We start from the raw sequence: 25,745 nt of genomic DNA, 5'->3' as shown, positions 1-25,745 counted from the left end.
CAAGAATCATTTAAAAAGCCAGAGATGTTTTAATTTGAGCCACCGCCAAAAAATTGGAAGAAGCGGATAAAACTTTGAACATCAAAGAACGGTCGGGTAATTGTACTAAAGATATTGGTGATTCTCGAAATTAAGTTGCGACCAACAACAATAACATCATTATCTTGTAAAGGAACATTTTGAGATATATCACCAGAAAGTGCTTTTTTGGCATCAAGTCTTTGCGTAATTGCGCGGCCCCGTTCTGGGTCGAATCGAATTAAAGCAATATCTCGGAGGTTCGCCGTATCTAAATTAATCCCTCCCAAAGCATCTACAAAAGTACTACCGTTTGGTAAGGTTTGTGTCACCAGTCCCCCAGCAGCATAATTTAACAACCGGACGCGAATTTGTGGCACAGCTAAAGATGAACGAGCAATTAAATTGCGGTCATAACCATCATCATTACCCACTTCCCGACGGGAGATAATTACTGCATCACCATCTTGCAAACGCAAATTCGGCACAGAAGCACCATTTTGCAATGCAGCATACAAATCAATATTTTGCGAAATTACAGAACCATCCATTAATGTCCGCCGTACTTGGATTTGTCGCAGATCGGCGTTTATTGTAGAACCACCAGCTATCAGTAAAGCATCAGCAACTCTGGGGGTTGCAGAATTGACAGAATAAATTCCTGGGCGAAAAACCTCACCGCTAATCGTAATTTGTACAGGTCTTGTAGACAATAGAGCTACAGAAATTATCGGATCAACCATGACCCGACTTAAACTTAAGCGAATTTTTTCTTGAGCTTCGGCCAAACTCAAACCTTGTATAGATAAAATTCCCACCTGTGGCACAACAATATTGCCTTCGGGACTAATTTGGGCTTGAAAACTCAAATCCGGGCGCAGACCTGTCAAAGACAACACAACTACAGGATTAATCACATAACGATTAAATAACAAACGAATTTTGTCTTGGGCTTCTTGTAAAGTTAAATTTTGTAGTGGTACTGTGCCGAGCAAGGGTGCGGCAATATTACCTTCTGGATTAATTGAAGCTTGAAAACTTAAATCTGGGAAGCGTTGAACTAGCACACTAATAGAATCTCCTGGCCCCAAGCGATAAGCACCAGGAGGACGTTGAAACGTCACACTAATTGCATCTCCCGGCCCTAAAAGGTAACGGTTGAGTTGAGAAGAAGCCGCGCCGCTTTCATTGGGGAATATACCATCAGCATTTGGAGGTGGTGCAGGAGGTTGTAGCGGAGATTCTTCCTGGGTGGGATTTCCAGGTGGTAACACCGGGAATTGCCCTGGTGAGGTTTCGGGAGATGGTAAAGATTGAGCTACAACAGGTTGAACAGAATTTGTCAGCCAAACACCTGCCTGAAAACTCACAAAACATAAAGTGCTAAATGCACGTACATAAGGATGGGAAACTATAAACATCGGTGCAGTCAAACTGTATTGAGAATTAATTCTACCGAGTCGTTATTTTAGATTGAAAGTAACTTGTATATTTGCTTGGAGTTGCAGAGTTGATTATAGAGAAGAGGTAAATTTTTAACTTACTACTCTGGGAAATTGTTTGATCAAAGATAGCAGGTTTTCCACATTATTTGGTTAAGTCCACATAGTTACAACTCAAATTACTGATCAACTGGCTATAAAGCATTTGCCATTAATGTAGTCTGCACCGCTTCACCCAAAGACTGAGCTAAAGACTTAGTAGTTTCCACGTCACCCAAAGGCTCAATTGGTATCATTATACTCACTGCTACCCAAGGATTCCGGCGTTTTTGCAACTGTGCCAATTGATCTTTGACAAACCAGCGCAAAGGTGACGGGTTGCCACTATTGGGGAAAGCATACCACTGTAAAACAGCAAAGGTATCTTGTTGAGTGGAAACGCGGAAAAATCTCGCTTTCACTGGCACATCAGCATTAGAACTAGCAGTTTGGGAATGTTTAACTGAAAATTCCAGAGAACGTTCTTGGGCTATATCCCATTTTCCCCAGCGCAACCTACCCCAGCCGTTAATCTCCGTCCATTCCACTTCCGGTTGATCTCTTGGGCCGTTTTGTGGGAGTAATAGCAAAATCACCTGAGTGGGCGAACTTGCTTGTTTGAGAACTTGCAACGACCATTTATGTTCGCCAACTTGTTGTTCGGCTTGTTGAGTTGTTTCCCAGCCAGGAATGGTTAATCCCGTTTTGCGTATTTTTCTTAATTCCTTGAGGGTGGTGACAGGTGGTGGCTGTTTCCATTCCCAGCGCCCTTTTAAGTAGCTAGGAACTGCGCCCATTGCCAAGAGCAGCAGCAACAATACCAGAGGTATTATATAAGTCACCTGTTTTTCTTTGAGAACCTTGGAAAAGGAAATCATCAGTAAAATTTGCAAGATTTACGCAAGATTTTACTGAATAATTGGTACTCTGAGTTCAGTAAAAGTAGCAGTCTATGATGATGGTGTTGTAGAGAAGAATAGGCTGAAATTGCTGGTAAAGTTATACAGAGACAGTGTTTGAAGTTAATTTATTACCGGAGATGAGCAGTGCCAGAATTAGCAAAATGGTCGAGGAGTTCGCGGTGCAGGAAGCGGTAACGCCCACCAACGCGCAAGAGTAAGCGCCGTTCAACGCAGTAGTTGAGGAATTGGGCAAGATTCCAGGGGATAGCGCCACTTTGCCAAAGAACGAGGCGTAGGGAAAAGTGCTGTACACAAGGAGCCCCACCACCAACCATAAAACCGAATAATAGAGCCATAAGTAGCCCTGGTAGCAAATATTGGGGACAGTTGCGTAATAAAATCCCTGGTAAATCTAGCCAGTCATGCTTTTCTGCTACTCTACGAGCCACTAGAGCCGCCATCATCAAAATTACGCCGAGGGGATAACTCAAGGCTGTTGTCCATAGCATACTCTGTAATGAGTTCCAGATGCCTTGGTTGGGCAGAGATCGCACTTTTAATTCTTCCTTAAGCCCGTAAATCAGCCCTTCAATCAGCCCGTAAATCAGCCCGTAAATTAGCCCGTAAATCAGCCCTTCAATCAGCCCTTCAATCAGCCCGTCAATCAGCCCGTAAATCAGCCCGACAATCAGCCCGTAAATCAGCCAATAGTGTAATTTATTTAAAATTTTATGTATTGCTTTACGAGATATCAAAATTTTAAATGTTTCAAGAGGTTCAATATGATTGATATCAAAATTTTCTATCGAATTTCTAATTAGCTTTCCTATCAAATAATCCATCGGATCTTTATCTCCAGTCAGTCCTCCAATCAACCCAACAATCAGTCCTCCAATCAACCCAACAATCAGCCCGACAATCAGCCCGACAATCAACCCAACAATCAGTCCTCCAATCAACCCGAAAATCAGCCCGAAAATCAGCCCGTAAATCAGCCGATAGCGTCGTCGTAAATGTTGAGACTCAATCCAAGTCGGCTGCATTTGCTCAATCAGCAACTCTACTGTGTTGTTATCTTGCAACCGCTTTGCTATCCAACTTAAAGTGCGGCGGGTTTGCTGCCAACCTGGTTCATCTTTCAGTGTTTTATACGCCCATTTGCTCCTTTCCCTTTCTTGGCGGCGTTCTTGTTCACGGGTATCTCTCGACAACTGGCGGTCAATATACTTCTCTAATAAATCTGCTTTGTTGCTAATTGGCTGTTCTGGGTCATACACATCAACCACTAGCTTAATGAACAACGGCACACGCAACAAACCCGGCTCGTTTTCTGAAGTTGGTTCTAGCAAATTGATTAAATTTGGATTTCCCTCAATGACTGACCATAATTCTGAACGATTCAAGCTATAAAGATAATCTTGAATTTGAAAGTCAGATAAAGGTTGGAGAGACACCGCACCTCTAAGGTTGTTTAGCTTCAGGTTGACAGCCTCAAATTCTTTAATCCGACAACAAACTACAACATGGGGATAATGACGAGCAAATTCATTCAGCTTGATGGTACATTTCTTTTGTCTTTCTAGCCCCAATTCATCTAAACCATCCAACAACGGTAATAACACCCGTTGTTCTAGCCAACCCTCATAAATTTTATATTTAGGTTCTCCCCCGTGTAGTTCATAAAGTTGCTCAATCAACCATTTTTCAATGCTTTGGTTATCATCCCGCCAAGTCGAAAGCTCAAATAAAACAGGGATGACAGTTTTAGGATTTTGCCGCGCCCCCCACACCAACTGCTCGGCTAAACCCAAGAGTGCTGTAGTTTTCCCTGCTCCTGGCGCACCTAAAATCAGCAATTTGCCTTGAACGTCATCTCTTTCAAATATCTCAATCAGCAGTTTATTGGCATCTATAGTCCCAATAATCTTCGCCATTAATCTGCAAACTTCGACTTACCCAAGATAACTGTTCAGCAAAAGAGACATTCATGGCAATTCGCTGCTTCCCCAAAGTATCGGTCAAGCGTTGACGAATATCTGGTAACTGTTTTTCTTTGAGTAATCGTTGTCCCCAGTCCCAATTAACTTGCGGTGGCTGTGGTTTGCTAAACATCCGCAAGATAATGTTATTGATTGTGACTTGGTTAGCTTGACTATTTTGAAAGCTAACCGCATCCCGGCTTGCCTGTGTCTGCTGAACTTCACTATTTTGCAGTGAGCTATCGCCAATACCCTGATTCTGCTCCATCACCCATAATCAATAATAATCTCTACATTCCGATGAGTTTTGCCGCTACTCCTAACCAGGGGGCAATAGCTTGAAAAACTTCCTGTCCCGTTTGCCACAAGCTTTTGCCGGCTTCTGTGGTTTCTTTCATGGTTTTGAGTGTCTCATTGACCTGTTTGAGATTCTGCCCTACCAAATCTTTGTTCGGTTCTTCCTTGCTGGCTTCGCGCTTGGCAGGGCGTACATAGTCCAACAGTTCATCTTTTTCATCTGGAGTCAGTGAAGCAGCTTTAACGGCTGTTTCCAAGTTCTCCAGCTGCTTAACTACATCGGTGTTAGTGATTTGCTGCTGTGTGTCCAGTTTGCTCGATTGACTTTGCTGGAGCTCGCGTCCCGCCTGTCCTTGTTGAATTGCACTCCCGGTTAAATTTACACCACTGATACTTTGAGACTGGCTTGGTTGTTCTGGCTGTTTTTTACCAAACATAGCTTTTTTTGTTAGTTCTGCTCTTCTATTGGTTCTGCATTTTCTGGATATGCCAAAAAATTGTTGTTCATCCAGTTCAGTAATGGTACCAATAATAAAAGCATACAAGCAGAATACAGATCACCACCCCAACTATCGTGTAACCATTTAAATGCGGCTTCGTTACCTGTACCGTGAAAATAACTGAGGAAAGTGTTCCGAATAATATTGGCGGTAACGCTAATGGCTACAGCAATACACATAAACCAAACACTAATGCGTCGGGAAACCAAAGCCCCAGTCCAGTACAGCAGCATTAAGCTGACGTAGAGAGTTGTAAACAACATTTTTAACCCCGCGCAATAGGGTGCTACTTCCACAATGCGTCCGCCAACGTAAATATTGATTTCATCGACGGTAACTTGCATCCCAATTTGATTGAGTATGAATCCGGCTGTGCCAGCAATAAAGCTTTGTAGGGGTAAGGTGTAGGGAACTAATAAATAAGGTACAAAGGTGGGGGTTGCTAAAAATATCAATACTAACGGGAAGCCTTGTAAGCGCAAACCTGCTACACCTTTAAACCACAGGCACAATCCTGTCAGAATAATTGGCAAAGACAGATTAACCCAATCGGCAATTCCGCTCAGATAAAATACGCCGCCAATTAACAGTAAAAAAGCACCCACGGGATGAGTGCTATCTGGTAAGCGTTGCCATTGTTTGCGGTTTAACCAACTCAAGTAAGCAGCAAACGGTAGACCGATGATGCCGTGACTAAAATATTCGTGTTCGATGCTGATAGTTTTGTGTAGCCAACCACCTAGCCAATGAAGCAACAAGGGTGTGTATAGCAATGCTAATACGCCTAAAATTGCGATGCTCAGTATTTGTTGGGTGCTTTTAATTTGAATGTGTTGCGGAAGTGCCATGATTTTAAAGTATTGAAGAATTCCGAACTCAGGAGTCAAAAGACTATCAGATTATAAATTTAGTCTCTGGGATGAATCTCATTATGCCCACAGACTAAAGTCTGGGGCTACACAACCGAAGTCCGCCTGCGCGGACTAACATCAAATCCAGGACTTACGCACCAAGATTGTCTATGAAGATTGGGTGTAAGGGTGTAAGGGTGTGTGGCGGAAGGGTTTTAGATACATACACCCCTATACCCCTGTACCCCTACACCCTCGCCAAAACCCTTGATTTTTCGTTTTTATGAGTAAGTCCTAAAATCAATATTTTGGAACCCGCGCAGATGGTTATTGAGCTTGCCGAAATGTGTCACTCTCTGGCAGTGACTCCTGAATTCTTGGTTTTTAGACAGATAACAACTGTTGTTGTTCGCCACTCATGATTGATGTAATCTCTGCCACGACTTCTTGAATTTGGCTACTGCTTAAACCAGGATACATGGGTAGAGATAATATCTGTTTGGCTAGTTTTTCAGAGTGGGGGAAATCTCCTGGTTGATAGCCCAGATAGGTGAATGCTGGTTGAAGATGGCAAGGAATTGGGTAGTGAATTCCAGTTTGAATACCGACGGCTGAGAGTTTGTCTTGAATTTGCTGGCGGCGTTCTGGTGAAGTCGAATCATCAATTTTAATGACGTAGAGATGATAGACATGTCCTGCGCCGCTTTGATTTTGTACGGGGATAATGCCAGCAGATGCTAAGGAGGCTAATTGAGTATCGTACTGTTGGGCGATGGAGTTGCGATCGCTATTCCACTGTTGCAAATAAGGCAATTTTGCCTGCAACACTGCTGCTTGCAAGGTATCTAAGCGACTATTTGTCCCCGGTTCTACATGCACATACTTTTGGGCTGCACCGTAATTGCGTAAGCGCACCATTTTTTGGGCAATTTCTGGATCTTTGGTAATTAACATTCCGCCATCACCAAAAGCCCCTAAATTCTTGCTGGGGTAAAAGCTAAAAGCAGCGGCTGTTCCCACAGAACCCGCCCGATAACCTTCGCGTTCAGCTAAGTGCGCTTGGGCTGCATCTTCAAAAATCAATAGTTTGTATGTAGCTGCAAAATCTAATAATTGTTTTGGCGATACCATCTGCCCATACAAATGTACAGGAATAATCGCTTTAGTTTGGGCGGTAACGACTTTAGCTGCTGCTGCTAAATCAATTAAGGCTGTATCGGGGTCACAATCAACTAAAATTGGTTTTGCACCAACTCGTAGCACTCCAATTAATGTGGCGACAAAAGTGTTGGCTGGCAAAATTACTTCATCACCCACACCAATATTACAAGCTTGTAAACCGAGAGCGATCGCATCTGTACCCGAAGCTACACCCACACCATATTGTGAACTAGATGCTGCGGCAAAGGCTGTTTCAAAATCTGCTACTGCCTTACCTAAAACAAAATCTCCCCGATGTAATACACTATTAATTGCTTGTTCCAATTGATTTTGAATTGGTTGATGTTGTAAATTTAAATCAACAAAAGGGACTCTCACAGCCATTTTATTCATTGATAATTGCGCCTCAAACTTTAGGTGTAAAACTTGCTAGAAAATCTGTTTAACCTGATGTGTTTAACCATAAACTTTAAACACCTCAGATTTGTAAAACATAAGTAAACCTTTGATAAAATTTATTCTTGAATAAAATTTTTTCTCTGAGAAATACCCTTTTCTTTGCCATAAAATTCATGAGTAATCAACATAAAACTCTGATATTAATTTTGGTTGCTGACGAATTTACAGCGTTTTTCGGTTGAGTACATTACAAGTTGATAGGGGATAGAGGCACTTAGGTTAGATGAATGTACTTCATTGAAATGGAAAACGCTATATACTTCTGGAAAAGTAGATTTTTTTCATTTGTTAAATACTAGAACAATCTGTATTTTTTCCTCATAAAAAGCAAAATATTCCCTTAAATCCGATTAAATTTGTTTAACCGTATTTATACGTAAAAATTATTCTAGGTGTAAACAATGTTTGCGTAAATACGGCAGAAAACCTCATTTTTGCCCTATGTATAAAACTACTATAGAGAAAATACTTTTATACCAATCTTTAGAATTATATTACCCAGGTTAAGTTAAAAACTAACGTTGTCTGATATCAAAACCTTGAGTAATTTTGGCATCCTTGTATATCTCAGTATTTTCCACAGGTGTATAAAATTTCTATGCGATTATTGTTTGTCGAGGGCAAAATTGGGGAATGCTTAACAATAGGAAATCATAACCCGGCAACAGTGGTTATATATATTACAATATCGACGAATTATCAAGGTAGCGGTGGCAATGGTAGAGCCTGAAAATAACTTATTTGCTCTTAAGGATGGTTGGGCTTCTCAGGAAACAAGAGAACAACAGCGCCTCACAGTGCTGTCAGAACTTGGTTTGCGACAACCCGAAACAATACCAGTTTTTGAGGAAGCTACTCAAACGGCTGCCCATTTTTTGGAAGCACCAATTTCCATATTGGGATTTGTAGATCAGGAACGTCACTGGTTTAAGTCAGCAGTAGGTTTATCCAGACTGGGATTAATGAATCATTTAGCGCAAAACCGTCAGTTATTGCGCCGAGAATCTTTCTGTACCCAAGTGGTAGAAACTTGCAGAGAGTTAGTCATTAACGACACTCATAAATATAGTAGTAATACTATTGTTACTAGTAAATTAGTACAAGAATATGGCATTCGCGCCTACTTGGGAGTGCCATTAATTGATTCTTCTGGTCATTGTTTAGGTGCCTTAGCCGTGATGGATTTGGTACCGCGCGAATTTAAAAAATCGAGATATTGAATTTCTGCAAATCATTGCTCGTTGGAGCATGAGTGAATTTGAGCGCAACCGACTCCTGCAAAGTAGACCAGAAAAAAGCAATCACAAGAATGCGTCTACTTTGTTCATCAATGATGAGTCTAGCAATGGCATTAAGCTCACATCAGCGAGTTTAGAAAAAGAATCACATTCTACTAAACAACTAAAACTAGAGCTATTAGGGCAACTTACCCAAGAGTTACGTACTCCTTTGACTTCTGTGTTGGGTATGGCTAGTGTCTTAGGTAGAGAAATTTATGGGCCTTTGACAACCAAGCAAAGAGAGTACCTAGAAATTATCCAACACAGCGGTCGTTACTTACTTTCTTTAGTTAACGAGATCACTGAATTAGGTGCTGTAGAGGACAATTCCCAGAGTCTCAACTTAGCTCCAGTAGACATCGAAATGTTATGCCAACAAGCCATTAATAGCTTAGAAGAGCCAGCTAACCGTCGGGAGCAGGATATTCGTCTGTCAATCGAACCAGGGCGTGGTCGCATTTGGCCTTTAGATAAAGACAAAGTGCGGCAAATACTTTATCACATGGTGTTCAGCGTGATTCAGTTGTCTGCTACAGGTAGTATTGTGCGGATTCATGTTTCCTACAAGGAAAATACCCTCAATATTACTGTTTGGGTTTCACATCCTTGGTTAGGAGATGGAATTACTGAAGTTGACCCTTATTTTCGGCTTCATCCCTTATCTTTATTGGAATTGACCAATGAAGCAGTATCATACAGTGCTTATTCCGCAAACCCAGATGAATTAGGAAGTTTAACAATAGCACTAGAACAATCACCAAACTTAAATGATTCCTATTCAGATTTATTAACTGTCAATCCTGAGATGGAATTAGTTAAGAGTAATAATGGTTTATCTCGTGAAAGCTTAGGTTTATTGCTCAGTTGTCAATTGGCGGAATTGCATGGTGGACAAATTTCGATTCAAGGTTCAGCAGAATCAGGACACCGTTATGTACTTTCTTTGCCGCTACAAACTGCTAATACGAGCGAAGCTGTTAACGAAATTTAATCACAAGCTAATTATTTTGAATCTACCCAACTATTAATTTTTTCCCATCAATCAGCATCATCAAATACATCAAAATTAGTCTGGAAAGGCATAAGGGGCTGACATTAAAAAATATTCCGTGATTTAGGGGCAAGGAAGACAAGGTGGATAGAAGTCTTGTGGAGTAAACAAATGGGATAATTGATTTGTGGGAGTAACCTAAGTAAAAAGATTAAAATCTTAAATTTCGATTTTTTCCAATTTTTAGATGTGATATTCCTGTTTTCGCGCAGATGCAATATGGTCTTGCGATTGCTGTTGTGAACTGTTTATAATCACCCGCATTATCATTGAGTGCAAGTTCTGTCTGTGCAGTTCTGCTCATTAAATGCAGTGTGTTTTATGAATTTAGTCTGGCAACGATTGACTTTATCTGATTTACCACTCAAAGAATATCTAGCAACGAGCTATTTACGCCGTTGTTCGATTGGTTTGCTGAATTCGTGGCGACAAAGTAGCATTTTGCTTCAGTGGGGAGACGTAATCGCAGCTGCCTTAATCAGCTTAATTTATGTCCTTGCGCCTTTTGTGTCGAGTACATTGATTGGGGTGCTGCTGATAGCATGTGTGGGATTTTGGCTGTTGTTGACTTTATCTGATGAACGAGTACCAGCCAATGCGCCGTTAGTCACTCCTATTCACTTGTTGGTATTGCTTTATTGGGGAATTGCTGTGGTAGCTACAGCATTATCACCAGTGAAAAAGGCTGCTTTGAATGACTTGGTAACTTTAACACTATATTTGTTGTTGTTTGCTCTTTGTGCTAGGGTACTCAGGTCGCCACGACTGCGGTCATGGATTATTACGGTATATCTACATATATCGCTAATTGTTAGTGTATATGGATTACGGCAATGGTTTTTTGGCGCTGCCCAATTAGCCACATGGGTAGACCCGGAATCACCTTTGTCTAAGACAACCAGGGTTTATAGTTATTTGGGTAATCCTAACTTGTTGGCTGGTTATTTAATGCCAGCTGTAGTTTTGAGTTTAGTGGCAATTTTTGTTTGGCAAGGCTGGGTCAAAAAAGCTTTGGCGTTGACAATGGTAGTTGTGAACACGGCTTGCTTAATTTTGACTTTTAGCCGTGGTGGCTGGATTGGACTATTAGTCGCAATTTTAACAGCGATCGCATTATTAATTTATTGGCAGAGTTTACAGTTACCTCCTTTTTGGCGTACTTGGTCACTGCCGATAATTCTAGGCGGTTTGCTGGGATTATTGGTACTGGCAGTTATCTTTGTTGAGCCTGTACGTTTGAGAGTTTTGAGTATTTTTGCCGATCGCCAAGATAGTAGTAACAATTATCGCCGCAATGTTTGGGATGCTGTCTTTGAAATGATCCGCGATCGCCCGATTATTGGTATTGGCCCAGGACATAACGCTTTTAATAAAGTTTACCCACTATATCAACGTCCTCGATACAGTGCTTTAAGTGCCTACTCAATTCTGTTAGAAGTCGCTGTGGAAACTGGTTTTGTTGGTTTGGCTTGTTTCCTGTGGTTGATAGTAGTGACCTTTAACTCAGCATTTATACAACTGCGGAGATTGCGCGAAACAGGAAATGTTCAAGGATTTTGGCTAATTGGTGCTTGTGCAACTTTGCTGGGAATGTTAGCCCACGGTACTGTAGATACAATCTGGTTCCGGCCGGAAGTAAATACCCTGTGGTGGCTGATGGTGGCTATCATTGCGAGTTACTGGCGACCATTACATCAAAATAGTAGCCAAGCCATGAATTCATCTAACCCAGAGTCTGCTACTAGTTAATAATGAATAAAGGGGCAAGTTTATATTGCAAACTTGCCCATTTCTGTTGTTGATGTTGCCCCATTCTATTTTGTGGTGCTAGTCCCTGTAGCTAGTAGCACCAGGCGCGTTAGGATCACGATAACGGGTAGGTTCATCGTTACGTTTTCTACCAGCTAAACCAGCTAAACCAATAAGACCTAATAATCCTAACCAACCCCAATCAAAATCATTGCGATCGTAAGTTGTTGTTCTTGGCGCATCACCAGTAGTTGTAGTAGTGTTGTCTTGAGCTTGCACAGGCAATGTCAAAGGCATAATTGCCATACCTAATGTCAATACTCCAGCACTAACAGCTTTAGTCAAATTAAGTTTCATGGTGAGGTTCCTTGTTGGTTCCAAAGTTACTCACCACTGTATCTACTCCTAGCAAGACCAGAATCAATCTGTAGCCATAAACTAGGCTACTTCTCCACTCACGCTGAAGGTATATAAAGAAAAAGTGTGAAGTCTGAATTCTGAAATATTTTCCTTATATTTCCTTGATTAAAAGTGATGAGTAAAAATACTAGCCCCTAACCTCTAGTCCCCAGTCCCTTTTCTGACCATTGACTAATAATTTTTCATTGCCCTTTGAATATCACGTTGATCCTGACGACGTTTGAGGTCTTCTCGTTTGTCATGGAGTTTTTTACCTTTCCCAAGGGCAATGCTGATTTTTACCCAGCCTCGCTTGAGATACATTTTTAAAGGTACTAGTGTCAAACCCTGCTGTTCTACTTTGCCAATCAACTTCCGAATTTCCTGACGATGCAGTAATAACTTGCGTGTCCGTCGTGGTTCATGATTAAAATATTGCCCACTAGCATTGTATGGAGAAATATGCACATTAATTAGCCATATTTCTCCATCACGAATCAACGCATAACCATCTTGGAGATTCACCTTGCCAGCACGAATGGATTTCACCTCTGTTCCAGTCAACTGCACACCAGCTTCATAAGTTTCCAAGATTTCATACAAATAACGGGCTTGACGGTTGTCACTAATGACTTTGTAACTTTCGCTTTTGTCACTCATTGATACTTTTATAAGTTTAAATGTGTTGCCAAAATCGTTGAGATTGGCAGGTGAATTTATAGAGGCATATTAACCCACTATAAATTAATTATTCGCGGAATATCAGTGTTATTCTATTAATCTAGCTTTTGACAACTATCAATTAAAATGTTTTTTGCCGCATCAGATACTGCATTATGATTAATAAGGTCAATATTATTTACAGTATGGTGAGTTATTACTCTCAATTAATTGCAAGTTGTTAAGAATTACAAAAGTCTCTATGTCTAACAAGCACTAGCTATGCAACCTACGTTAAACTGCTTGAGCCACTCCTAATGATTTAAGATTTTCTTTATAATTTAACTATTCGGACAGTCATTAGCTGGTAATCCTGTCATAGTATGAAACATAAGAACACTATTATTAGCTGTGTTCACTGAAAAAGCTCGTAGAAGCAAATTTCCAAGTAAAAAAAAATGCTAGGGGTGTACTGTCCATGCCCTTGACGATCCTTGTGGTGGATGACGACCTGGGCACTCGTCTGTCTATTAGCGATTATCTTGAACTGTCTGGCTACTCGGTGATCACGGCTAATGACGGTCAAGAAGCTTTAGCAATGGTAGAAGAATACCGTCCTGATTTAATTGTCACTGATATTGTTATGCCAAGGATGAATGGCTATGAACTGGTACGCCGAGTGCGCCAACAACCAGGATTTCGTTTGTTGCCTGTAATTTTATTAACAGCACGTACCAAAACCCAGGAGAGAATTCTCGGTTATCAATCGGGGTGCGATTTATATTTACCAAAGCCGTTTGAATTGGAAGAGTTAGCAGCAGCTATTCGCAATTTGTTGGAGCGATCGCAAATTATTCAATCGGAATACCGCGTTTCTCATAAAGAAAATCTCACTAATTCTACCCCAGCAACAGCCGTAGAAGCTCAGAACTCTGTCTTTACCCACCTAGACAAACCAGAGTTTTTCTCATCCCTGACCTCCAGAGAGCAAGAAGTCCTAGAACTGCTGACTCATGGCCTGTCAAATGTGGAAATGGGTCAACAATTACACCTCAGTCCTAGGACAGTAGAAAAGTACGTTAGTAGTTTATTAAGAAAAACCGCTACCAGTAACCGGGCTGAACTGGTACGGTTTGCAATTAAACATGGTTTAGTCGAATAACTATAGAACTTAAGCACTAATAGAAACAATCAAGGGTTTGGAGGAGGATGTAGGAATGTAAGTATTCAAAACCCTACACCCCTACACCCCTACACCCACTGTTCAGAAATAACCTTTGTGCGTAACTTCTGGACTATTTGTGTATCAATTACGCTTGTAATTCTTGCTGCGTAATCTCCTGAAGTAGACCTTCACAAGCATCCACTAGTAAATCAATGACTTGATTAAATCCCTCCACTCCTCCGTAGTAGGGATCTGGAACTTCTTTGAGGTTATGTCGAGTGCAAGAATCACACATTAAACGCACTTTGTGGTGATATTTGCCAGTGGGATCAAGGGAGAGAATATCATTATAATTATCTCTATCCATTGCCAAAATCAAATCAAACTCCTGAAAATCTGACTTGGCAAATTGTCTGGCTCGACCACGCAGTTGAATTCCTAATTTAGCAGCCGCCGCCGCACTCATCCGGCGGTCAGGCGGACTACCAATGTGATAGCTAGATGTACCAGCAGAATCACAGAGAATGCTGTTACTTAATCCAACCTGATCGACGAGATGATTCATGATGTTTTCTGCCGATGGCGAACGACAGATGTTTCCCAGACAGACAAACAAAAGCTTGTAGGGCATAGGTATTTTTTGTCCTTTGTCTTTTGTCACTTGCCATTTGTACAAACCAATGACTAATGAACGCCAGTGAGGGAGTCGGCAGAGCCGACGATAGTCGCCTCAAGTCGAGCCAGCGCGTTGCGGTGAGCAGTCCGTTGGGCGGCTTTGCCGACTTGAAGGAACTGCGAACCCGAAGGGAGGTTCCCTCCGTTGTAGCGACTGGCGTGGGAAATCCGCCCACGGCACTGGCTCCTAATGACTAATGACTAAAATCCAGGCAATTCCAGTCCACTGGTCAATTCTTCCATCCGTTCCCGCATTGTGGCTGTGGACTTGTTGTAAGCGTCTTTCATTGCCACTGTTACAAGGTCGGAAAGTAATTCTGCCCCTTGTGCTAAGGCATCAGGAGAAATTTCTACTCGCTTGGGTTCTTGGTTCCCGCTGACAATCACTTTGACCAGACCACCACCAGCTTCTCCTTGAATTTCCATCTGCTCCAATTCTTCTTGGAGTCGCTTTGCACCTTCTTGAACTTGCTGTGCTTTTTTAAAGGCTTCGGCGAGTTCTTTCATTTTGCCTAAGCCAAAGCCGAATCCTTGTCCTTTACCTGTCATAATTGATTGTCCGCGTGTGCTTTCAATAACAAATCACATTCAATTATAGATGCGGGTGGTAATTTGCCACTTTTGTTACTAATAATTAATGCTAGGGGCTACTCAAGAATAAAGTATGAAGGCTAAAGCATCAAACTTCATACTTCAGACTTCATACTTTTCTGTCCTAGCCACAAGCTGCTTGAAACTCACCCATCATTTTGACTTCTGGCTCTAACAAAATCGACCAGCGTTCTTGTACTTTTTCTTGGATGTGACGAATCAGACAGAAAATATCACTGGCTTTAGCTCCACCGCGATTCACAATAAAATTGGCATGTAGTTGAGCTACTTGTGCGCCACCGATTTGATAGCCTTTGAGTCCTGTCTGTTCAATCAACCAACCAGCTGCATAAGGCTTGGGATTACGGAAGACGCTACCACAACTGGGGAAGTTATAAGGTTGGGTGGAGAGTCGATGTTGCTTGTGTTGTTTAGTCACAGCTAAAACTGTAGCGGGGTCGGCTCCTGGTTGCAGTTGGAAAGTAGCTTGGGTGACAATGCGATCGCTACCTTGGAGTAATGAAGTTCTATAGCTGTAACCCATTTGTTCAGGGCTGAGAGTTTCTAGTGTGCCATCTGGTGACAGAATTTCGGCACTAACCAAGATATCTGCAATGCAGCTATTATGTGCGCCAGCATTCATCACGACAGCACCACCCACAGTTCCGGGAATACCAACAGCCCATTCTAAACCTTGCCATCCCAGTTGTGCAGCTTCCCATGCTAGGCTGGGAATTGCTTCTCCGGCAGCGACTGTTAATAAACCTGTTTCTGGGTCAAAGTGACTGTGGCGTAGGTGGCGTGTAGCAACCACTAGGCCAGGTAAACCGCGATCGCTTACTAACAGGTTAGAACCTGCACCTAAAATTGTTACAGTTAAGTTATGTTCTTTTGCATAATTCAAGCTGGCTTGCAGTGCTTCTAAGTTCCGAGGCGCAACGTACCATTCTGCTGCTCCACCAACTCTGTAAGAAGTAAACGCAGACAACGCAGCCTGAGACCTGATCATGCAATCTGTACCTGGTAAATAAATTATTTTGTTATCTGATGATTTATCTGTTTCCTGTTTCTGTGTAGGTGTAGCAGAAACTGTGCAGATGTTTCCAGCTGCCTGGGAGATTTTCATTTTGACATCAATATTTGTGAAATTTTTACATTTTTCTGCCGCAAAAATACAGCAATAGATATGAATTAATGGTGCTGTGCCGTTATTCAACGGTCTTAAGATGTGGCTGTAGCAGCCTCACAAAGTGTAGTAATTAATTCTGGTATGACTTGATTGAGATTTCCTGCACCAAGGAACAAAGCTAAGTCGCTGGGGCGTAGCGTTTTGAGTAAAAACTCGCGCACTTGGGGTAAAGTTGGTTGATACACCACCTGGGGATGAAATTTACCAACTTCTGCTGCTAACTGTTCCCCACTGATTTGCCCTAAGTTGGGTTCCCCTGCACTGTAAATATCAGTCAAGACAACCAAATCAGCATGAGCAAAGGACTCAGAAAATTCTTCTAAAAATGTCAGTGTCCGGCTGTAACGGTGGGGTTGGAAGATCGCCACCACTCTTTGTCCTGGTCTAGCCTGAAGACGCGCAGCCGCAAGGGTAGCTCGCAGTTCGCTGGGGTGATGGGCATAATCATCAATAAATGTAATGCCATCAACTTCTCCGCGAAACTCAAAGCGTCGTCTTGCACCTTCAAAAGTGGCAATAGCTTTGGCAATTTCACCGAATTCTAAATTTAAAACGCGACCAACAGCCACTGCGGCTAAAGCATTGCTCAAGTTATGCCGACCGAGTAAGCGTAATTTTAATACACCTAAAGCTTTACCGCGTTCCCAAACTAAAGCTGTGGTGCCATCGTGACGATAGTCAATATTGGTCACGCTATAGTCAGCATTTGTATCTTGATGTAGACTGTAGCTGATTGTCGGTTTTAGGCGATCGCGTACTGTTTCACAATCAATACTGCCAATTAAGGTCTTGCAACCTTGGGCAAATTTTTGGAAAGTATCGACCACTTCATCTAATGTGTCGTAGTGGTCAGGGTGGTCTAGTTCAATATTAGTGATAATGCCAATCTCCGGCGCATGTTTCACCAAAGAACCATCAGATTCATCTGCTTCTGCTACTAAATATTCACTTTCACCTAAGCGAGCATTGCCTTCCCAAGCATTGACTTCACCGCCTACCAAAATGGTGGGATCTAAACCAGCCTGTAGGAGCATGTAACCAATCATGCTACTGGTTGTAGTTTTACCATGAGTACCTGCTACAGCAATACTTTTATAATCAGCAATCAAAGCAGCAAGTACATCTGAACGATGTAATATCGGACAGCCTAATTCTAAAGCAGCTTTATATTCTAAATTGTTAGTGTTAATTGCAGTGGAACAAATTACTTGAGGTAATGAGGACTCAATAGCATCTGATAATTCTTGTGAACTTAATGCTGCTTCATTCGTCATCACCTTGGGGCGAAAGAATTCAAGATTACTTGCTTCTTGCTTACCAAAAATATGTGTACCGATAGATTCTAACTTGCGCGTAATATGATTCGGACGAACATCTGAACCTGATACTGGCAATTGACGCTTGGCTAAAACATAAGCCAGAGCAGACATACCTATGCCACCAATTCCAATGAAATGGAATGGTCTACCGCCAAAATCCACAGCATTATTCATTGATTACTCCTCTTACACCACACCATATTCACAAATGACACGCGTATCATAACAGGAATTTGTTTTTTACCGTAAATTTTTCTACACCTTTTTTATGCTGGCTGTCGGAGAGCTTTTCCGCTTTCGTTATGTGGATTGAGAATGATTTTACCTTTGTAGGAGGTTTTTGCTATTTCTGAACTGTTTTTAAGATTATTCTGAAAATTTCTACTGCATCGGGAAAGAAATTCTTGTAAGAAGAAATACATATTTTTAGATTCCTGACTGGTAAGGGCTACGATAATACATTCCTAGCTAAATGAGTTTTAAATTTCATCAAGCTAAGGCATGAATTGAGTACAATAATACATTGACAGTGAAATTGTGTTTCAAATGTAGAAAGCCTGGGTATAAGCAGATGCAACATCTGGCAATTTTCGGTGGCACATTTGATCCAATTCATTGGGGACACTTACTCATCGCCGAAATGGCTTTGTCTCAAATCCCCCTAGATCAAATAATTTGGGTACCATCGTTCAATCCTCCACACAAAAAAGCAGCACCATTTGAGCATCGAGTGAAGATGCTGGAAGTAACTACAAGAAACAACCCAGCTTTTACTGTGTCCTTGGTGGAGTCAAGTCGCTCTGGAACCTCTTATGCTATCAACACGTTGATTGACTTATCGGCTGTTTATTCAAATACTCACTGGTACTGGATTTTGGGTTTGGATACTTTCCAAACCTTACCTCGGTGGTACCGTAGACAAGAGTTAGCACAAATGTGTAACTGGTTGATTGCGCCTCGACAATTGGATAATGATCAAGCTAAAAGCAACATCATCTGCCAGCAAGTGGAGCAACAACTACGGCAGCAGTCACTAAGCATTCACTGGCAATTCTTGAATATACCCTTAGTGGGAGTTTCGTCAAGTCTTATTCGCAAACTTTCTTGCCAAAATAAATCTATTAAGCATTTAGTTCCAGAGCCGGTAAGATTCTACATCACGACCAATAACCTCTATTCAGAAAAATCTGAATAAAATATATATTTTTTTTTTGGATCTAACACTTTATAGTTATTAATACTCCCCCCCTTTGCGATATGATTGGGTTCAAAGATATCAACTTATAGGCATAAATACAGAGGGCAAGACACTGTGATTAGAGTCGCAATCAACGGTTTCGGGCGCATCGGGCGTAACTTTGCACGTTGTTGGTTAGGTCGGCAAAATAGCAATATCGACCTTGTAGCTGTCAACGACACATCAGATCCTAGAACAAATGCTCACCTCCTAAAGTATGACTCAATGCTTGGGAAGTTAAAGGATGTTGACATTTCCGCCGATGATAACTCTATCATCGTTAACGGTAAAACCATTAAGTGCGTATCTGATCGCAATCCAGAAAACTTGCCCTGGAGAGAATGGGAAATTGATCTGATTATCGAAGCAACTGGGGTATTTACTAGCAAAGAGGGAGCTTTAAAGCACGTAAATGCTGGTGCTAAAAAGGTTCTAATTACTGCTCCTGGGAAAAATGAAGATGGTACGTTCGTAATTGGTGTGAATCACCACGATTACGATCACAACAAACATCACATTATTAGTAACGCCAGCTGTACTACCAACTGTTTGGCTCCTATTGCCAAAGTACTGAATGACAAATTTGGTATTATCAAAGGTACAATGACCACCACCCACAGCTACACAGGAGACCAGCGTTTGCTAGACGCTTCTCACCGTGATGTACGTCGGGCAAGAGCAGCAGCCATCAACATTGTTCCCACCTCTACAGGTGCAGCAAAAGCAGTGGCGCTAGTAATTCCAGAACTCAAAGGTAAGCTGAATGGTGTTGCCTTACGTGTACCAACCCCGAACGTCTCAATGGTAGATTTCGTTGTTCAGGTTGAGAAGCGTACTATTACTGAAGAAGTTAACCAAGCCCTCAAAGATGCCTCAGAGGGTTCACTCAAAGGTATTCTAGACTACAGTGAACTTCAGTTAGTATCCTCAGATTACCAAGGTACTGATGCTTCTTCGATTGTTGATGCCAGCTTGACTTTAGTAATGGGCAGTGACTTGGTAAAAGTTATGGCTTGGTATGACAACGAGTGGGGTTATAGCCAACGTGTTCTAGATTTGGCTGAACTAGTGGCCGAGAAATGGCAATAATTTGTCAATGGTCAATACTGTTGACTATTAACTAAAATGTTGAAATCCCTGGCTAAGACTAAGAACTTGGTCAGGGATTTTTTCATTTTGGTCACGTAATAACACTTGTGAATCAGACGTAATGGTGCCAATAATTGCTGCACCTTGGCTGAGTTGCTGTACCAGAGTATTTGCTTGTGTGGGTGGTAAGCAAAGTACTAATTCAAAGTCTTCACCACCGTAGAGGGTATATTCTATTGCTTGTTCTGGTTTGAGCCAATTGGTAAAAGTAGGTGGAAAAAGGATTTTTTGGCGGTCTATAACTGCACCTACATTACTGGCACGACAAATCTGTAAAACTGCATCTGCTAAACCATCGCTGCTATCCATTCCAGCAACCGGGAGTTGGGAATGAGGAGTGAAAATTTCCCAGAGGATGGGTAAGACATCTAGTCGGGGTTGAGGGCGTTGATGAGCTTTGATAAAGGCGGTCTTTTCTGCTGGAGAGAGGTTATGCCCTAATTGGGGATGCAAGAGCAGTTGTAAGCCCATGTGGGAGGCTCCATGAACACCTGTGACCACGATCGCCATTCCCACTTTAGCAGCAGAACGGCGGATAATTCGCTGGGGTTCAACTTGACCAAAAGCGGTAATGGAGATGGTTGCAGTCGGCGATCGCACTACATCACCGCCGACAATTGGGGTATTGTATTTTTGCAGGCATTCTGTCATGCCTTGGTAAAGTCGCTCAACCCAACTTACATTTAAATCGCCAGGAAGCCCTAAGCCAACTGTAATACCTAAAGGAGAAGCCCCCATAGCGGCTAAATCAGATAAATTGGCTGCTGCTGCTCGCCAACCTGCATCCTCTGGGGAAGTAGTAGCATCACTGAAGTGTACGCCATCAACTAAAACATCGGTAGTTACTACTAGTGATGCTCCTGGTGCCGTTTCTAGAACTGCTGCATCGTCTCCAATAATTTCTGGGGGGCAGAAGCTTTGTAACTTTGCTAATAGGCCTTGTTCGCCAATGTCTTTAACTTTGGTCATTGGTCATTTGTCCTTGTCTTCCCTACAGCCTTGCACTTTTACCTCCTCTAATCTCTACTCCCTATTCTCTACTTCCTCAAGTTACGATAATGGTATAGTTTAGGGGATTGTGGGGATGGCCACTAAACCAGTAACAAATTTCACATTTGAAGAGTACTTAACTTATGATGATGGTACTGGTTTTCACTATGAACTAGTTGATGGCAGGCTGGAATTAATTAACATCCCGACGATAGAACATTTCTTAATTGCTAAATTCCTTGAGCAACTGCTAGATGCAGAAATCAAGCGGTTGAGTTTACTTGAGTTGACGTTTCAGCAAACTGGGATAAGGACGGGAAGAAATAAATCTAGGTTAACTGATTTGTGTGTAGTAACACAGGAGCAAGCCAGAGATTTATTAAAGGCTTCAGCCGTATTTGAGACACCACCATTACTGAGTATAGAAGTAGTCAGTCCAGATTCTATCAAGCGGGACTATCGCCATAAGCGGTCTGAGTATGCGGCGGTTGGAGTGGCGGAATATTGGATTGTAGACCCATTAGAATTAAAAATTACTGTTTTATTGCTGGAAGAAGGATTTTACGAAGAAACAGTATTTACTGCTGACCAGAAAATTGTATCGCGGACGTTTCCAGAATTAGCGATCGCTCCTCATCAAATATTCGCTGCGGGAAATCTATAAAGTATGAAGTATGAAGTGTGTAGACACCCTTTGGGTGGCTTCCCGCAGGGTAATTTCATACTTCATACTTGATTTAATTTAGGCTGCTTGGGGTTGGACGAGGTTTTCTATGCCTTGGATTACAGTTGCAGATTCGATTTTGTCACCGGCTTTGAGTTTATCTAAGATATCTTTGCCTTCTGTGAGATAACCAAAAACTGAGTAACGTCCATCCAGCAAGTTACGTCCGGCGGGTGTGAGTTCTGGTTCAAACAAGAAGAAGAACACTTGCGATGAACCGCCATTAACTTGGCTTTCGGGACGCGCCATTGCTAATGCACCAAAGGAAGAAAAAGGTAAAACTGGCATATCTAAATAACGACCAGCGTCTTCTAAGGTAATGCCATAAGTTGGTGCTTTATCCCCTTCTACCAGAATTTCTAAAGGAACGGCTCTGTACTTACCTGTTTTGGGGTCAATAAAGCCTTGTTCTTTGCCTGGGGGGTCGCCTGTTTGCAAGACGTAGGATTCTTCAGAACGAGTAAATTCTAACCCGTTATAAAAACCCCTTTGGACTAAATCTACAAAGTTACCTGCCGTAACAGGTGCGCTATAACCATCGACAACAACGGTTAAGTCGCCTTTGTTGGTCTTAAATTCAATGGTGGCACGACCTTTGAGTTGGGGTAAATTACTGTACTCTTCAGGAACTTCAAAGGGAAATTCCTGCACCATTGACTCTTCTAGTAAAGAAACTAAATTCAGCAATTTGTTTCGTGCTTGCAGAATTTGTTCTTTATCTTTGGATTGTGTCAATTCTTGCAATTTAGTCACACCAGATTTTAACTCATCAACCCATGCCTGGGCTTGGAGTTGGCGTTCTTCGGGGATGCTTGCTAAGATTTGTGAAGGCTTATCAAGAACTCGAGATGCTTTACTCAGGTCTTTGGAGACAGCACCCCAGCGTCGATTAGCCCGCAACTGAGTTGATATGTCTTCTAGACTGGCTTGCAGTTGCCTGACTGGTTCATTTTTAATTGGGAGTGCATAACGCAACAAAGCTTTGCCGTCGGTAATTGCATTGCCAGAGGGCAAGGCGGCATTACTGGAGGGAGTCCAGCCAGCTGTATTGATGCCTAAAAATATAATTACCAACAGTATTGTTACTAGGCTGGACTTTAGCCAGGATTTTATTAACTTAAACATGAGTATGGCTCAAATGCAGCATGAATATTGTTGACTGGGCGTAACCCATCAATAATCTTCCCATAGTAAGAGTGCTGAGTGTTGAGTCACCGAAGTTTGCTCAACGGGGGGAACCCCCGCACGCAACTTCTCGCTGAGTGCTGAGTATTTTAGGAAGGAGTTAGAAGTTGGAGGAGCGATGGAGAATAACAAATTTTCCCTTCTGCCTCCTGCCCTTCGGGTTTGGCAGTCCCCCAGACGCTCGTTCCTCGCTAACGCTGCGCTAACGACGGGAACCGCCAAGACGGGGGCTACCTCACCTCCTGCCTCCTGCCTTCTACTTAATTAACCAATTACTCCGCTAGAAGGGTACAATAAATGCCGATTGTCTTCCAACATTTGAAAGCTTCATGATCTCTAGTAACGACTTTCGACCCGGTGTATCAATTGTATTAGACGGGTCTGTATGGCGGGTGGTAGATTTTCTCCACGTTAAACCCGGTAAAGGTTCGGCGTTTGTCCGCACCACACTCAAAAACGTCCAAAGTGGCAAGGTTCTTGAAAGAACTTTCCGGGCTGGGGAAACTGTGCCACAAGCAACTTTGGAAAAAAGCACAATGCAGCATACCTATAAAGAGGGCGATGAGTTCGTCTTTATGGATATGGAAACTTATGAAGAAGGACGACTCAGTGCTGCACAAATTGGCGATCGCGTCAAATACCTCAAGGAAGGTATGGAAGTTAACGTGGTTCGTTGGGACGATGTAGTTCTAGAAGTAGAATTGCCTAATTCTGTAGTATTAGAAGTTACACAAACTGATCCTGGTGTCAAGGGTGATACAGCTACAGGTGGTACTAAGCCAGCCACAGTAGAAACAGGTGCAATTGTAATGGTTCCCTTGTTTATTTCTCAAGGAGAACGGATTCGGATTGATACGCGTGAAGATAAATATTTAGGCAGGGAATAAATTTTCTCTTAAATTTTAGAGTTAGTTGTGATTTAAATCCCTATATAGGGTTTAAATCCCTGCCTTCATACCATTTTGGATGTGAGATGTTAGATTTTGGATTGGGAATAACTGTCTGTGTTTTAGTTCTGTCAATCCATCAGTCTCAATCATTTATTCAATTGGTATCACATAAAATAATCATTTTACGGACAGGTTGAGGTAATAAAAGCTGTGCCATTTGACTTTAATGAAATCCGTCAACTGCTGGTAACTATTGCACAAACAGATATTGCAGAAGTAACTCTCAAAAGTAATGACTTTGAGCTATCGGTACGTAAAGCTGGCAGCATAAACAATCACACTGTACCGCAAGCTGCTATTGGTGGTGTGGCGGCAGTAACAACAGTTGCAGCCGGAGGAGTGGCACCAACGCTCTCTCCAGAGCGAATTTTAGATACTGCTGTAGCAGGAGCGGGTGTACAAGTTACAGGAAATGCACCGTCAGCGATAGATCAAAGATTAGTCGAAGTTGCTTCGCCAATGGTAGGAACTTTTTATCGCGCACCTGCACCTGGGGAAGCACCATTTGTGGAAGTAGGCGATCGCGTCCGTCAGGGTCAAACTGTGTGTATCATTGAAGCTATGAAGCTGATGAACGAAATTGAAGCTGAAATATCAGGGCAAGTTATGGAAATTCTGGTTCAAAATGGGGAACCAGTAGAATATGGTCAACCTTTGATGCGAATTAACCCTGATTAAGTATTAATGTATATATGAAATGAGTGATTGTTAACCTTGTCTGTTTTTACGGATCATTCCTGATGAAACAAGCGTTGCCTGTACCGCCGGAAGTGGTGCAACAAGTAGCCGAATATTTCAGCCTGTTAAGTGAGCCGATGCGTCTGCGGCTGTTGCACTTACTACGGGATGAAGAAAAATGTGTACAAGAATTGGTAGAGGCAACACAAACTTCCCAGGCGAATGTCTCTAAACACCTGAAAGTAATGTGGCAAGCCGGAATCCTTAGCCGTCGCAGTGAAGGAACTTGCGCTTACTACCGGGTGGAAGACGAAATGATTTTTGAATTGTGTAATCAGGTGTGCGATCGCATCGCTACAAGGTTAGAACAGCAAGCTCGTAACTTTCGCGTTCTGAATACAAAACTTTAGGTAAGGTGTCATTTGTCATTTGTCATTTGTTTTTACTCAATGACCAATGACTAATGACTAATGACTAAAGTGGATAATTCTTATCAAAGCTTTCACGGGTTAGGGGTTGTTCCAACTCTACGCCTTCACCACCTAACACATCTAAACGTTTACCATCTACGTCAATGTAAACCTTGGCTTTGGGGTTTAAGCTGGAGGCTGTGTACACAACTTGGCCGACACGCGCCACCATTGAGGTACTACCGCCACCACTGGTAAAGCTATTGGATAAATTGACGTGGACTTCATCACCATTGACTTTCAAGCCTAGTAGCTTAGTACCTTTGGGAATGGTGGTTGAGTCTGTACTGTCGCTTGGCCCTTCTAATAAAGCTTGGAAAGCTCTTTCTAAGGCTTGGTTGGGCTGAGTAGCAGCTACTTCTACTGATTTAGGCACTAAAGCCACATTTTTGTCTTTGGGTTTCAGCCAATAAACTTGAGCAGTTTTTTCGTCTTGTTGGGTAGTTGATGGTGGTGTGGGCTGTTGTTGAATGCTTTGATTAGGGTTAGCGGGGTTAGTTGTGATAGGCGCTTTTTGGGACTGGGTAGTTAACCAAGCTACACCACCACTAACCGCAATTACAGCAGCAGAAACAGCTGCAACTACGCCCGAAGATATGCGATTAGATTTTTGTTCATCATTCATATTAAAAACCT

The 25,745-nt window shown here is 42.2% G+C and carries 24 protein-coding genes and 1 pseudogene; 9 read left to right on the top strand and 16 right to left on the bottom strand.

All coding sequences use genetic code 11. The annotated features are described in order from the left end of the window. Positions 1-29 precede the first annotated feature (29 nt). The 7 genes from ACX27_RS06770 to ACX27_RS06745 all read right to left on the bottom strand — a co-directional run bounded on the left by ACX27_RS06770 (position 30) and on the right by ACX27_RS06745 (position 7,582). Complete coding sequence (locus tag ACX27_RS06770; RefSeq protein ID WP_062290053.1) at positions 30-1,439, bottom strand: polysaccharide biosynthesis/export family protein; 1,410 nt, start codon at positions 1,437-1,439, stop codon at positions 30-32. A gap of 215 nt (positions 1,440-1,654) precedes the next feature. Beyond that, complete coding sequence (locus ACX27_RS06765; RefSeq protein WP_062298193.1) at positions 1,655-2,377, bottom strand: cyanoexosortase B system-associated protein; 723 nt, start codon at positions 2,375-2,377, stop codon at positions 1,655-1,657. A gap of 152 nt (positions 2,378-2,529) precedes the next feature. After that, a complete protein-coding gene (locus ACX27_RS35065; RefSeq protein WP_261340324.1) occupies positions 2,530-4,335 on the bottom strand; it encodes an NACHT domain-containing protein in 1,806 nt (601 codons plus the stop codon). Next, positions 4,301-4,648 carry a hypothetical protein gene (locus tag ACX27_RS33455; protein WP_083468685.1) on the bottom strand — a complete coding sequence of 116 codons (348 nt, stop codon included), beginning with the start codon at positions 4,646-4,648 and terminating at the stop codon, positions 4,301-4,303. The genes ACX27_RS35065 and ACX27_RS33455 overlap by 35 nt, the downstream gene beginning before the upstream one ends. Before the next feature lie 22 nt (positions 4,649-4,670). Further along, complete coding sequence (locus ACX27_RS06755; RefSeq protein WP_062290049.1) at positions 4,671-5,114, bottom strand: hypothetical protein; 444 nt, start codon at positions 5,112-5,114, stop codon at positions 4,671-4,673. Positions 5,115-5,125: 11 nt separating this feature from the next. Further along, on the bottom strand, positions 5,126-6,025 hold the full coding sequence (gene crtB / locus ACX27_RS06750; protein ID WP_062290047.1) for a cyanoexosortase B: 900 nt from the start codon (positions 6,023-6,025) through the stop codon (positions 5,126-5,128). Between the two features lie 387 nt (positions 6,026-6,412). Further along, a complete protein-coding gene (locus tag ACX27_RS06745) occupies positions 6,413-7,582 on the bottom strand; it encodes a DegT/DnrJ/EryC1/StrS family aminotransferase (RefSeq protein WP_062290044.1) in 1,170 nt (389 codons plus the stop codon). Positions 7,583-8,364: 782 nt separating this feature from the next. Here ACX27_RS06745 and ACX27_RS06740 point away from each other — a divergent pair. Both ACX27_RS06740 and ACX27_RS06735 read left to right on the top strand, forming a co-directional pair. Beyond that, positions 8,365-9,919, top strand: a pseudogene (locus tag ACX27_RS06740) (GAF domain-containing sensor histidine kinase). 381 nt (positions 9,920-10,300) lie between these two features. Beyond that, positions 10,301-11,728, top strand: a complete 1,428-nt coding sequence (locus tag ACX27_RS06735; RefSeq protein ID WP_062290041.1) for an IctB family putative bicarbonate transporter — start codon at positions 10,301-10,303, stop codon at positions 11,726-11,728. Positions 11,729-11,806: 78 nt separating this feature from the next. On the opposite strand, the gene ACX27_RS06730 is transcribed toward ACX27_RS06735, so the two are convergent. Together ACX27_RS06730 and smpB are read right to left on the bottom strand one after the other, a co-directional pair. Then, positions 11,807-12,085, bottom strand: a complete 279-nt coding sequence (locus ACX27_RS06730; RefSeq protein ID WP_062290038.1) for a WGxxGxxG family protein — start codon at positions 12,083-12,085, stop codon at positions 11,807-11,809. 234 nt (positions 12,086-12,319) lie between these two features. Then, complete coding sequence (gene smpB, locus ACX27_RS06725; protein ID WP_062290034.1) at positions 12,320-12,787, bottom strand: SsrA-binding protein SmpB; 468 nt, start codon at positions 12,785-12,787, stop codon at positions 12,320-12,322. 478 nt (positions 12,788-13,265) lie between these two features. On the opposite strand from smpB, the gene ACX27_RS06720 reads away from it, so the two are divergent. Then, the gene (locus ACX27_RS06720) at positions 13,266-13,949 is read left to right on the top strand and encodes a response regulator transcription factor (RefSeq protein WP_062290031.1); all 684 of its coding nucleotides are present in this window, start codon (positions 13,266-13,268) and stop codon (positions 13,947-13,949) included. Positions 13,950-14,097: 148 nt separating this feature from the next. Here ACX27_RS06720 and ACX27_RS06715 read toward each other — a convergent pair whose 3' ends face one another. The 4 genes from ACX27_RS06715 to murC form a co-directional block, all read right to left on the bottom strand. Then, on the bottom strand, positions 14,098-14,583 hold the full coding sequence (locus ACX27_RS06715) for a low molecular weight protein-tyrosine-phosphatase (RefSeq protein WP_083468684.1): 486 nt from the start codon (positions 14,581-14,583) through the stop codon (positions 14,098-14,100). 245 nt (positions 14,584-14,828) lie between these two features. Further along, positions 14,829-15,176 carry a YbaB/EbfC family nucleoid-associated protein gene (locus ACX27_RS06705; protein WP_062290022.1) on the bottom strand — a complete coding sequence of 116 codons (348 nt, stop codon included), beginning with the start codon at positions 15,174-15,176 and terminating at the stop codon, positions 14,829-14,831. A gap of 166 nt (positions 15,177-15,342) precedes the next feature. Further along, positions 15,343-16,344, bottom strand: a complete 1,002-nt coding sequence (gene murB / locus ACX27_RS06700; protein ID WP_062298191.1) for a UDP-N-acetylmuramate dehydrogenase — start codon at positions 16,342-16,344, stop codon at positions 15,343-15,345. Between the two features lie 95 nt (positions 16,345-16,439). Beyond that, positions 16,440-17,900, bottom strand: a complete 1,461-nt coding sequence (murC, locus tag ACX27_RS06695; protein WP_062290019.1) for a UDP-N-acetylmuramate--L-alanine ligase — start codon at positions 17,898-17,900, stop codon at positions 16,440-16,442. A 397-nt stretch (positions 17,901-18,297) separates the two neighbouring features. On the opposite strand from murC, the gene nadD reads away from it, so the two are divergent. Next, positions 18,298-18,921 (top strand): nicotinate (nicotinamide) nucleotide adenylyltransferase, encoded by a 624-nt coding sequence (nadD, locus tag ACX27_RS06690; protein WP_062290017.1) that lies wholly within the window; start codon positions 18,298-18,300, stop codon positions 18,919-18,921. A gap of 117 nt (positions 18,922-19,038) precedes the next feature. Then, positions 19,039-20,052: a type I glyceraldehyde-3-phosphate dehydrogenase gene (locus ACX27_RS06685; RefSeq protein WP_062290013.1), complete on the top strand. Its 1,014-nt coding sequence runs from the start codon at positions 19,039-19,041 to the stop codon at positions 20,050-20,052. Between the two features lie 27 nt (positions 20,053-20,079). Here the strand turns inward: ACX27_RS06685 and thiL are convergent, their stop codons facing one another. Then, on the bottom strand, positions 20,080-21,081 hold the full coding sequence (gene thiL / locus ACX27_RS06680) for a thiamine-phosphate kinase (RefSeq protein ID WP_062290009.1): 1,002 nt from the start codon (positions 21,079-21,081) through the stop codon (positions 20,080-20,082). A gap of 115 nt (positions 21,082-21,196) precedes the next feature. Here thiL and ACX27_RS06675 point away from each other — a divergent pair, with 115 nt between their 5' ends. Next, positions 21,197-21,766, top strand: coding sequence for a Uma2 family endonuclease (locus ACX27_RS06675; RefSeq protein WP_062290005.1), 570 nt, complete (start codon positions 21,197-21,199; stop codon positions 21,764-21,766). Positions 21,767-21,844: 78 nt separating this feature from the next. On the opposite strand, the gene ACX27_RS06670 is transcribed toward ACX27_RS06675, so the two are convergent. Further along, entirely contained in the window at positions 21,845-22,951 is a 1,107-nt protein-coding gene (locus ACX27_RS06670) for a peptidylprolyl isomerase (protein ID WP_062290002.1), read from the bottom strand. A gap of 389 nt (positions 22,952-23,340) precedes the next feature. Here ACX27_RS06670 and efp point away from each other — a divergent pair, with 389 nt between their 5' ends. From efp to ACX27_RS06655, 3 genes are all read left to right on the top strand, one after another. After that, positions 23,341-23,898: an elongation factor P gene (efp, locus tag ACX27_RS06665; protein WP_062289999.1), complete on the top strand. Its 558-nt coding sequence runs from the start codon at positions 23,341-23,343 to the stop codon at positions 23,896-23,898. A 213-nt stretch (positions 23,899-24,111) separates the two neighbouring features. Further along, complete coding sequence (gene accB / locus ACX27_RS06660) at positions 24,112-24,639, top strand: acetyl-CoA carboxylase biotin carboxyl carrier protein (protein WP_062289996.1); 528 nt, start codon at positions 24,112-24,114, stop codon at positions 24,637-24,639. A gap of 62 nt (positions 24,640-24,701) precedes the next feature. After that, positions 24,702-25,049: an ArsR/SmtB family transcription factor gene (locus ACX27_RS06655; protein WP_062289993.1), complete on the top strand. Its 348-nt coding sequence runs from the start codon at positions 24,702-24,704 to the stop codon at positions 25,047-25,049. A 64-nt stretch (positions 25,050-25,113) separates the two neighbouring features. On the opposite strand, the gene ACX27_RS06650 is transcribed toward ACX27_RS06655, so the two are convergent. After that, entirely contained in the window at positions 25,114-25,734 is a 621-nt protein-coding gene (locus ACX27_RS06650) for a GerMN domain-containing protein (protein ID WP_062289990.1), read from the bottom strand. Positions 25,735-25,745: the final 11 nt, after the last annotated feature.

Origin of the sequence: Nostoc piscinale CENA21 (genome assembly GCF_001298445.1) — a bacterium.
GTDB lineage: Bacteria > Cyanobacteriota > Cyanobacteriia > Cyanobacteriales > Nostocaceae > Nostoc_B > Nostoc_B piscinale_A.
The sequence above is the reverse complement of the archived record's forward strand: the minus strand, read 5'-3'. Positions and strand labels throughout refer to the sequence as shown.